The sequence below is a fragment of the Bradyrhizobium sp. genome (genome assembly GCF_016462955.1).
GTDB lineage: Bacteria > Pseudomonadota > Alphaproteobacteria > Rhizobiales > Xanthobacteraceae > Bradyrhizobium.
In genome coordinates this window covers 2571-11693 of record NZ_JAEMSD010000190.1, presented here as the reverse complement: position 1 = coordinate 11693, position 9123 = coordinate 2571, and the positions used below count along the sequence as shown (strand labels likewise).

Annotated in this window: 11 protein-coding genes; 4 read left to right on the top strand and 7 right to left on the bottom strand. The window is 64.9% G+C overall.

Going from position 1 to position 9123, the window contains the following annotated elements:
• The 3 genes from JHD07_RS19810 to JHD07_RS19800 form a co-directional block, all read right to left on the bottom strand.
• Positions 1-197, bottom strand: a 197-nt coding sequence (locus JHD07_RS19810) for a hypothetical protein (protein ID WP_291624938.1), incomplete at its 3' end; no start/stop codon positions are given.
• On the bottom strand, positions 194-955 hold the full coding sequence (locus JHD07_RS19805; protein WP_291624934.1) for an ABC transporter permease: 762 nt from the start codon (positions 953-955) through the stop codon (positions 194-196). The genes JHD07_RS19810 and JHD07_RS19805, both read right to left, overlap by 4 nt.
• Entirely contained in the window at positions 952-1875 is a 924-nt protein-coding gene (locus JHD07_RS19800; protein ID WP_291624932.1) for an ABC transporter ATP-binding protein, read from the bottom strand. Before JHD07_RS19800 ends, JHD07_RS19805 begins: the two co-directional genes overlap by 4 nt.
• Positions 1876-2157: 282 nt before the next feature.
• On the opposite strand from JHD07_RS19800, the gene JHD07_RS19795 reads away from it, so the two are divergent.
• On the top strand, positions 2158-2877 hold the full coding sequence (locus JHD07_RS19795) for a hypothetical protein (RefSeq protein ID WP_291624930.1): 720 nt from the start codon (positions 2158-2160) through the stop codon (positions 2875-2877).
• A 94-nt stretch (positions 2878-2971) separates the two neighbouring features.
• On the opposite strand, the gene JHD07_RS19790 is transcribed toward JHD07_RS19795, so the two are convergent.
• Positions 2972-3823: an alpha/beta hydrolase gene (locus JHD07_RS19790; RefSeq protein ID WP_291624928.1), complete on the bottom strand. Its 852-nt coding sequence runs from the start codon at positions 3821-3823 to the stop codon at positions 2972-2974.
• A 122-nt stretch (positions 3824-3945) separates the two neighbouring features.
• Between JHD07_RS19790 and JHD07_RS19785 the strand changes: the two genes are divergently transcribed.
• The 3 genes from JHD07_RS19785 (at position 3946) to JHD07_RS19775 (ending at position 6576) form a co-directional block, all read left to right on the top strand.
• Positions 3946-4560, top strand: coding sequence for an ABATE domain-containing protein (locus JHD07_RS19785; protein WP_291624926.1), 615 nt, complete (start codon positions 3946-3948; stop codon positions 4558-4560).
• Between the two features lie 153 nt (positions 4561-4713).
• Positions 4714-5661 (top strand): LysM domain-containing protein, encoded by a 948-nt coding sequence (locus tag JHD07_RS19780; protein WP_291624923.1) that lies wholly within the window; start codon positions 4714-4716, stop codon positions 5659-5661.
• 90 nt (positions 5662-5751) lie between these two features.
• A complete protein-coding gene (locus JHD07_RS19775; RefSeq protein WP_291624921.1) occupies positions 5752-6576 on the top strand; it encodes an aspartate dehydrogenase in 825 nt (274 codons plus the stop codon).
• A 137-nt stretch (positions 6577-6713) separates the two neighbouring features.
• On the opposite strand, the gene JHD07_RS19770 is transcribed toward JHD07_RS19775, so the two are convergent.
• From JHD07_RS19770 to JHD07_RS19760, 3 genes are all read right to left on the bottom strand, one after another.
• Positions 6714-8018, bottom strand: a complete 1305-nt coding sequence (locus tag JHD07_RS19770) for a sorbosone dehydrogenase family protein (protein WP_291624919.1) — start codon at positions 8016-8018, stop codon at positions 6714-6716.
• A gap of 118 nt (positions 8019-8136) precedes the next feature.
• Positions 8137-8346, bottom strand: a complete 210-nt coding sequence (locus JHD07_RS19765; RefSeq protein ID WP_291624917.1) for a hypothetical protein — start codon at positions 8344-8346, stop codon at positions 8137-8139.
• A 243-nt stretch (positions 8347-8589) separates the two neighbouring features.
• On the bottom strand, positions 8590-9123 hold a 534-nt coding region (locus JHD07_RS19760; RefSeq protein WP_291624915.1), incomplete at its 5' end, for an isoprenylcysteine carboxylmethyltransferase family protein.

The window sequence follows — 9123 nt, the reverse complement described above, 5'->3', positions numbered from 1 at the left end:
GCCGCGCCCAGCTTCACGAGCAGCAGGCAGAAGGCGCAGTCGGCGCGGTCGAGGGGGCGCTCGGCATTCCCCACCGTCATTATCGCCGCGGCTGCCGCGGCTATTACGACCGGCATCACCGCTTCCGTTGTTACCGATGAGTCCGCGCTCATTCCGGACTGCAACGTCGTCGCATCCGGGATGTGGGCGCTGGTCAATTCCTCAGCCGGTACCCGGTGCGGAAAATCCACCAGATCGTGACCATGCAGATCGCCAGGAACGCCAGCGTCATGCAGATGCTGACGGACACGTTGACGTCGGCGATCTCGTAGAAGCTCCAGCGGAATCCCGAGATAAGATAGACGACCGGATTGAGCAGCGCGACCGTGCGCCAGGTCGGCGGCAGCATGTCGATGGAGTAGAAGCTGCCGCCGAGGAAGGTCAGCGGCGTCACCACCAGCATCGGAATCATCTGCAGCTTCTCGAAGCCGTCGGCCCAGATGCCGATGATGAAGCCGAACAGGCTGAACGTCACCGCCGTCAGCACCAGGAAGGTCAGCATCCAGATGGGATGCTGGATGTGCAGCGGCACGAACAGGCCCGCAGTTGCCAGGATGATCAGGCCCAGGATGATCGATTTCGTCGCGGCGGCGCCGACATAGCCGAGCACGATCTCGAAATAGGAGATCGGCGCCGACAGGATCTCGTAGATTGTACCTGAGAATTTGGGGAAGTAGATGCCGAACGAGGCGTTGGCGATGCTCTGTGTCAGCACCGAGAGCATGATCAGGCCCGGCACGATGAAGGTGCCGTAGCTGACGCCCTCGACCTCGGTGATGCGCGAGCCGATCGCCGCGCCGAACACCACGAAATACAGCGAGGTCGAAACCACCGGCGAGACGATGCTTTGCAGCAGCGTGCGCCAGGTGCGCGCCATTTCGAACAGATAAATGGCGCGGATGGCGTGGTGGTTCATGACGTCCTCACGAGGTCGACGAAGATGTCCTCGAGCGACGATTGCGTCGTGTCGAGGTCGTTGAAGCGGATGCCGGCGGTGCGCAAATCGCCGAGCAGGCTGGTGATGCCGGTGCGCTCGCCCTGGGTGTCGTAGTCGTAGACCAGCGTCGCGCCGCCGTCGCAGAGCTCGAGCTCGTAATGGCTGAGGCTCTCCGGCAGCGACGTGACCTTGTTCTGCAGATGCAGCGTCAGCCGCTTCTTGCCGAGCTTCTGCATCAGGGTGGTCTTGTCCTCGACCAGCACGATCTCGCCCTTGTTGATGACGCCGATGCGGTCGGCCATCTCCTCGGCTTCCTCGATGTAGTGCGTGGTGAGGATGATGGTGACGCCGGACTGCTGAAGGCCGCGCACCACCTCCCACATGCCCTTGCGCAGCTCGACGTCGACGCCCGCAGTGGGCTCGTCCAGGAACAAGATCTGCGGCTCGTGCGACAGCGCTTTCGCGATCATCACGCGGCGCTTCATGCCGCCGGAGAGCGTGATGATCTTGTTGTCCTTCTTGTCCCACAGCGAGAGGTCCTTCAGCACCTTCTCGATGTGCGCAGGGTTCTTCGGCTTGCCGAACAGGCCGCGCGAAAAGCTTACGGTCGCCCACACGCTTTCGAAAGCGTCCGTGTGCAGTTCCTGCGGCACGAGGCCGATCAGCGAGCGTGCCTTGCGGTAGGATGTTTGGATGTCCTCGTCGCCGACGAGGACGCGGCCTTCCGTCGGATTGGCGATGCCGCAGATGATCGAGATCAGCGTGGTCTTGCCGGCGCCGTTGGGCCCGAGCAGCGCAAAGATCTCGCCGCGCTTGATGTCGAGATTGACGTTCTTGAGCGCCTTGAAGCCGGACCCGTAGGCCTTCGACAAATTGGCGACGGAAATGATGGAAGACATGATGGCCGCAAGGCAGGATGGGTGGGGGAGGGGAGGCCGAGCCTGTCCGGAGAGCAGGTCAGCGGAGCCCTGAAATAGGAACGCCGTTGCCGGCCCGCAATTCCCCGGAGAAAAATGGTCCTAAAACAGGCCCTTCAATGGCATGTTTCGGGCAGGTGTTGCGCGATGGTCACGGCTTGCTGCTAAGATTGTCGCTCACGCGGCTCTTTGTTGCGTCTGCGAGCGGGCCATGGCTACGATTCCGCCCAATCGCGAAGCGTATTGTCCCCAGGGAAAGCATCGATGAGACCGAACGGCCGTCACACCGCCGGCGCCAGCCAGTCGTCAGCCCTTCGCATGTGGGCGATGGGCCTGCTTCTGCTGTCAGCTGTTGCCATCAGCCCGACCACCGCCAGGGCCGCGCCGAGCCAGGCCGCGGTGGCAACCACGCATGTCTACCTGCTCCGCGGCGTGCTCAACATCTTCTCGCTCGGGCTCGACACCATCGGCGCCCGGCTGCAGGCGCAGGGCATCCCGGTGACCGTCGCCAACTTCGTGTCCTGGTCCTCGCTCGCCGATGAAGCGGCCGCCGCCTACAGGGCCGGCCGACTCAAGACCATCGTCCTGGTCGGCCATTCCTCCGGCGCGACCACGCTGCCGGACATGATCGCCAAGCTCAACCAGCTCGGCGTGCCCGTGAAGCTCGCGATCGGCCTCGATTCCGTTTTCAAGACCAAGCTCTCGACCGGTGCCGAACGCTACATCAACATCTACATCGGTGATGGTCCCGGCGAGCCGGTGCGGGCTGCGAACGGCTTCCGCGGCAAGCTCGACAATGTCGACGTCCGCGGCACCGGCGTCGGCCACATCTCCATCGACAAGAACGAGGCGATCCAGCGCCGTGTCATCGCCGAGATCGACGCCGCGATCATGCGCTCGCGCGCGCCGGCAGCGCGAGTCGCCGAACCCGGCGTACCGCGGCCCGCTCGCGCGGCGGCGGCTACGGCGCCTGCGAGAAACTAAAGTTCCGGCCAGCGACCGGCTGGTTGCGGCTCTGTCTATCGGCCATGGCCGGTGGGCGCGCAGATCGGGAGCCCGTCGCTGCGCACGTTCATCGTCAGCTCAAGAACTTGCGAATGCTCTCTGCGATCTCCATCGCATGCGTCTCCAGCGCGAAATGGCCGGTGTCGAAGAACTGCACCACGGCATTGGGATTATCGCGCTTGAACGCCTCGGCGCCGGGCGGGATGAAGAACGGATCGTTCTTGCCCCAGACCGCCAGGAATGGCGGCTTGTGCTTGCGGAAATAATCCTGGAAGGCGGGATAGAGCGCGACGTTGCTCTTGTAGTCGCCGAACAGGTCTAGCTGCACGTCGTCCGAGCCCGGTCGCGCCAGGTAGAAATTGTCGAGGTTCTGGCCATCCGGCGACACGGTCGCCGGGTCCGAGACGCCATGCGTGTACTGCCAGCGCGTCGCTTCCGGCGTGAGGAAGCCGCGCAAGGCTTCGCGGTTGGCGGGAGAGGGATCCTGCCAATAGGCCTTGATCGGAGTCCAGCCGTCGCTGAGGCCGTCCTCATAGGCGTTGCCGTTCTGCGAGATGATCGCGGTGATCCGTTCGGGGTGACGCAGCGCAAGTCGGAAGCCGGTCGGCGCGCCATAGTCGAAAACGTAGACCGCGAAGCGATCGAAGCCGATGACCTCGGTGAAGCGCTCGATCACCTGCGCGACGTTGTCGAAAGTGTAGTGGAAGCTTTCGCGCGCAGGCATGTCCGACTGGCCGAAGCCGGGAAGGTCGGGCGCGACGAGGTGGAATTTGTCGGCAAGCAGCGGGATGAGGTCGCGGAACATGTGACCGGCGCTTGGGAAACCGTGCAGCAGCAGGAGCTTCGGCGCGCCTCGGCGGCCGGCTTCGCGATAGAACACCTTGAAGCCGTCGACGTCGGCGGTGCGGTAGGTTGTCAGGGCCATGGCTGTCTCCAATCTCAGTAACCTGCTGAAAGCCTGATATCAGGTTACAGAGCGTCAGTAACTTGTCAAATGCTATTTTACAGGTTACTATTGCGTGTCTCATGCGAGCCAAGGACCCGCATATGAACCGTCCGCCCGCCATGTTCATTGCCGACTCGCCGGGTCTTGATTTCCTCAATTCGGTGGCGACACCGGTCGATACGCCGATCGACTGGATCGACGATGGCGATGGCCTGATCGACTGGCTGGAGCAGGCGAAGCTGGTGCCCGCGGATGAGCTGCACGCATTCCGGGCGGGCGCGAAGCCGGGCGAACTGGACAAGGTCGCAGATCAGGCGCGCGCCTTGCGCGAGTGGTTCAGGGGATTTGTCCTGGAGCATGCAGGCCGGCCGCTGACCGCGAAGGCGCTGCGCGAGCTCGGCCCCTTGAACAGCCTCCTGGAGCGCGATGAGGCCTTCCTGCAAATCGTGCCTCGCCACAGTGAGGACGGTCTTTCACTGCAGGGGATGCGGCGCTGGCGATCGTCGGAATCACTGCTGCTGCCGGTCGGTGAAGCCTTGGCCAAATTCGTCTGCGAGGAGGACTTCTCCCACGTGAAGGCATGCGAGGGCCATAACTGCACGATGCTGTTCGCCGACCATACCCACAGGCGCGCGCGCCGCTGGTGCGTCATGGCGGTCTGCGGCAACCGCGCCAAGCAGGCGGCGCATCGCAGCCGGCTGAAGAGCAGGCAGTAATGGTCGGAAGCGGCCCACCCCGCAGGTCACAGAGTCTTGATGCGCGCCGCGGTGCGTCGCGTTCCAGTTCCGCGCCCCAAAATCCGCCAAATCGGACGCCACTAAGCGAGTCAGGGGAGGCCTCTGCCTCTCGTGGGTGGGACTGCTGAACTGATGATTGATTTGAGGCGGCTCCTCGTGCTGGCAGCGGTTGCGCTGCTCGCCTTCGGCACCGGCACGGCCGCTGCCGCACCAGCCAAGTCCAAGACCAGCGCGGCCGTTCCCGCTGCGCCGCCCCCGCCTCCGCCGTTCGAGCCATTGTCCCCGCCGAAAATCTACCTGTTCCGCGGCGCCATGGGTCCCATCTTTTCGACCGGCATGGATCGGCTCGAAGAGAAGCTAACGAAGGCCGGCTTCTCGGCCAACGTCTACGAATTCACCATCTGCCGGTGGATCGGCGATCGCGCCATCTCGAGCTACAAGGAATCGCCGGCACCGATCGTGCTGATCGGGCATTCCATGGGCGGGCTGTGCTCGATCATCATCTCCGAGATGGCGGCCAAGGAGAACGTCCCGATCAGCCTCGTCATCGCCATCGATCCTGCGCAGGCAACGGGTGACGTGCCCCTCAACGTCGAGCGCTTCATCAACATCTTCCTGTCCGATAGCGTGCTCGGCGGCGGCGACGTCGTGGCGGTCCCAGGCTTCCGCGGCCATTACGCCAGCTACGACCTTAAGCAGAACGCGCGCGTCAGCCACATCAACATCGAGAAGTCCGACGACATCCATCGCCAGATCGTCGAGATGGTCACGCAGCTGCCGCGCATTCCGCCGCAGACCCAGGCCGATGCCGTGCCGCTGCGCTATCTGGTGCCGGCGGATACGCTGGTCGAGTTGTGGGACAGCGGCGTGCGCGTGCCGGTGCGCCGCGGCGACACCCTGGAGAGCATCGCCGCAGCCAATCGCGTGCCGCTGTGGACGCTGGCGCAGAGCAACTCGCTGCCGGAAAATGCGCAACTGACGCCCGGCCAGACCATCATCGTCCCCCGTCATCTGACCCCGCCCGAGCCGGCCGCCGCAATGGCAACGCCTCAAGTGGCCCCGGCGACGTCGCGGAAGTAAGGCTGTTCGCCGCTAGCCGCATGCGGCCACGGCTGGCTTCGGCAGAGGACGATGCGCTATGTTATCGGTCCAACGAGATAGCAGGGCGCGATGACGGAGCGGAAAGCATTGAATGAATTGCGGGTGGCCATTGCCGGGCTGGGCTCGATCGGCACCAAAATCGCATCTGCGCTCGATCAGGGCATCGAAGGATTGACGCTGTCCGCGGTCGCCGTGCGCGATCCCGCCAAGCATCAGGCTTTCATCGGCGGCCTTCGTCGTCCGCCGTCGGTGCTGCCGATCGACCAGCTCGGCGATGCCGCCGACATCGTTGTCGAATGCGCGCCGAGCAGCCAGCTGCGCGCGATCGTCGAGCCTGCCGTGAAGCGCGGCAAGTCCGCGGTCGTGGTCAGCGTCGGCGGCCTGCTCGACAATTTCGACCTGGTCGACCTAGCCCGCGCCAATGGCGGCCGCATCCTCGTGCCCACCGGCGCGCTGATCGGTCTGGATGCCGTCAACGCCGCCGCGATCGGCACCATTCATTCGGTGAAGATGGTGACGCGCAAGCCGATCGACGGCCTGAAGGGCGCGCCGTTCATCGTGCAGAACAAGATCGACATCAACAACCTGCGCGAGCCGCTCAAGCTGTTCGAGGGCAGCGCGCGCGAGGCGGCGAAGGGCTTTCCGGCCAACGTCAACGTCGCCGTTGCATTGGCGCTGGCGGGCATCGGGCCCGATCGCACCCAGATCCAGGTCTGGGCCGACCCCACCGTGACGCGCAACGTTCACCGCATCGAGGTCGAGGCGGATTCCGCTCGCTTCTCGATGGGCATCGAGAACATCCCGTCCGAGAATCCCAAGACCGGACTCATCACCGCGCTCTCCGTGATCGCCCTGCTGCAAAAACAGCGCGCTACGCTGTGCGTGGGGACGTGATGAGTTGACGCTCGATTGGCCCGACGGCGTGTGCCCTATCCCCGTCATCCCGAGGTGCTTGCGATGCGTTCGCATCGCAAACGAAGCATCTCAGGATGATGGAGCGGACACGAGAGCCACTGGGCCTCTATCTCTACTCACGCCCCCGTCACGCGCCAGATCACGTTGCCGACGTCGTCGGCCATCAGCAGCGACTTCTTGTCGGGGCCGATCGTGACGCCGACCGGGCGGCCGTAGGATTCCTTCTCGTCCGGAGACAGGAAGCCCGACAGGATGTCGCGACCGGGTCCGGAGGGCTTGCCGTTTGCGAACGGGACGAACACCAGCTTGTAGCCAGACAGCTTGCTGCGATTCCACGAGCCGTGCTGGCCGATCACCATGCCGTCGCCGAAGCCGGGCAGGGTGCCGGCGGGCATCCAGCACAGGCCGAGCGAAGCGGTGTGGCCGCCGAGCGCGTAGTCCGGTTGCAGAGCTTTGGCGACCATCGCCGGATCCTGCGGTACGCGATCGTCCACAGTCTGGCCCCAGTAGCAATAGGGCCAGCCATAGAAGCCGCCGTCACGCACGGAGGTGAGATAATCCGGCGGGGTCTCGTCGCCCAAGCCGTCGCGTTCGTTGACGACGGTCCACAGCACATTCGTGTTCGGCTCCCAGGCGAGGCCCACGGGATTGCGCAGGCCGGCGCCGAAAATGCGATGCGTGCCGGCAACGAGGTCGAGCTCGTAGACCGCGGCGCGGCCTTGCTCGACCTCCATGCCCATCTCGGCGATGTTGCTGAGCGAGCCGACGCCGGCATAGAGCTTCCTGCCGTCGGGGCTTGCGAGCAGGCTGCGCGTCCAGTGTCCGCCCGGCTTGAACGTGGTGAGCCGCTTGCCCGGCGCGGTGATGCGATCGGCGCCCGCGACATAGGGAAACGCCATCACGCCGTCGGTGTTGCCGACATAGAAGGTGTTGCCGACCAACGCCATGCCGAACGGCTGGCTGAGCTTCTCCATGAACGCGCCGCGAATCTCCGCGACGCCGTCGCCATCCTTGTCGCGCAGCAGCGTGATGCGGTCGGCGGACACGCCGAGCGCCGCGGCGCGCCGCATCGTCGCCTGCATCGCATAGTGAAACACGCTGCGCGGCGGACCGGCGATCTGCGTCGCTTCCGCAATGAGCACGTCGCCGTTGGGCAGCACCTCGATCCAGCGCGGATGGTCGAGACCCGTCGCGAACGCATTGACCGCGAGCCCGGGCGCGGTCGTGGGCTTCTGTCCCTCGCGCCAGCCGCGCGCCGTCGGCATCTTCAGGGTCGGGATCGCGCCTTGCGGCTTCGCTTGCGGAATTGCCGGCTTGTCGCCCCAGGCCGGCGCCGGCTCGGTGCCCGACAACTTTCGCCATTGCAGTGCGATGGCGCCGAGAAGCGCAACGAACTGCGCAAAGATGCTGGAAAATGACATGAGAGGCCCCTGTATGCGCGCGCATCCAACTGGCTGGCGGGGAAGACGTCAACCTGTGCGGCGCGCCGGGGGAACAATCTCGCGGAATGGCAGCCGATCAAATTTGCATGGAGGGAAATTAGCGGCCGACCTGCCGCTCCAGCCGCCGTGCCGCGCGAAAATCATCCAGGTGCTGGATGTTCGGCGCCAACGCCGCCTCCCTGGACAGCAGGTGGTAGACCCGCGCCACCGTGCGCTGCTTCTGCTTGGCGCGGCCTTGCGGCAGCGCCCGCGCTTTGCGGACGGCGGCGATGGCGTGCGCGCGAAAATAATCGTAGGCGTCCGACATGGCTCGATGCTCTGCGGTCAGTGCAGGTGTCGGGAGGGTAACGGGCGTCGGCAAGGGCGGTTCCGTGCGGAGGCAAGGTTGCCGCCGCCGTGCCTCGGACGCTGCGCAGCGCGCCTTCGCCATGCGCTGCAGAGCCGGGGCCCATCTCCCGCTGTATCTATTGTCCGCTCGGTCCCGGCTCTGCGCAGCAGCGTTGCACGCTGCAGCGCGTCCGGGACACGAGGGTGAGGCGATTCTACGCCTTCACCGCGCCGACGTGAACGGAATGAGCATCGGCACGCGGCGGCAATAGGCGCCGTAGGCGTGCTCGCCGAGTTCCTTGGATAAGAACACTTCTTCCATCCGGCCCTTCTGCCACATGCCGAGCGAGATCAGGATGGCGCCGAGGATTGTCGTCACCAAGCCGATCGCGAAGCCCGTCACCAGCATCCCGAAGATCAGCCCGGTGTAGATGGGGTGGCGAACCAGGCCGTACGGCCCGGTGTCGATGACGCGATGGTCTTCCTTCTGGGTGATGGTGTTGGACCAGAACTTTCCAAGATGCAGCCGGCCCCACCAGGCGAAGGCGATGCCGCCGGCCGAGAGGATCGCGGCGATCGCGATGCCGGTGTTGCCGAGCACCCAGAGCGGCTTCAAGCCCAGGATCTCCGCGACGAACGGGGTGTACAAGATGCCGCCGACCAGGATCGGGAGGCGATAGCGCTGCGACTCCAGCGTCATGACCTGCTTCTTGGTCTGCCCCTGCCAGAACGAGGCGCCGACCCAGCTGGCCAGAAA

What these genes read in the sequence shown, in the direction of transcription:
- JHD07_RS19805 (WP_291624934.1), bottom strand. Translation starts at nt 955, where the DNA reads ATGAACCACCACGCCATCCGCGCCATTTATCTGTTCGAAATGGCGCGC.
- JHD07_RS19800 (WP_291624932.1), bottom strand. Translation starts at nt 1,875, where the DNA reads ATGTCTTCCATCATTTCCGTCGCCAATTTGTCGAAGGCCTACGGGTCC.
- JHD07_RS19795 (WP_291624930.1), top strand. Translation starts at nt 2,158, where the DNA reads ATGAGACCGAACGGCCGTCACACCGCCGGCGCCAGCCAGTCGTCAGCC.
- JHD07_RS19790 (WP_291624928.1), bottom strand. Translation starts at nt 3,823, where the DNA reads ATGGCCCTGACAACCTACCGCACCGCCGACGTCGACGGCTTCAAGGTG.
- JHD07_RS19785 (WP_291624926.1), top strand. Translation starts at nt 3,946, where the DNA reads ATGAACCGTCCGCCCGCCATGTTCATTGCCGACTCGCCGGGTCTTGAT.
- JHD07_RS19780 (WP_291624923.1), top strand. Translation starts at nt 4,714, where the DNA reads ATGATTGATTTGAGGCGGCTCCTCGTGCTGGCAGCGGTTGCGCTGCTC.
- JHD07_RS19775 (WP_291624921.1), top strand. Translation starts at nt 5,752, where the DNA reads ATGACGGAGCGGAAAGCATTGAATGAATTGCGGGTGGCCATTGCCGGG.
- JHD07_RS19770 (WP_291624919.1), bottom strand. Translation starts at nt 8,018, where the DNA reads ATGTCATTTTCCAGCATCTTTGCGCAGTTCGTTGCGCTTCTCGGCGCC.
- JHD07_RS19765 (WP_291624917.1), bottom strand. Translation starts at nt 8,346, where the DNA reads ATGTCGGACGCCTACGATTATTTTCGCGCGCACGCCATCGCCGCCGTC.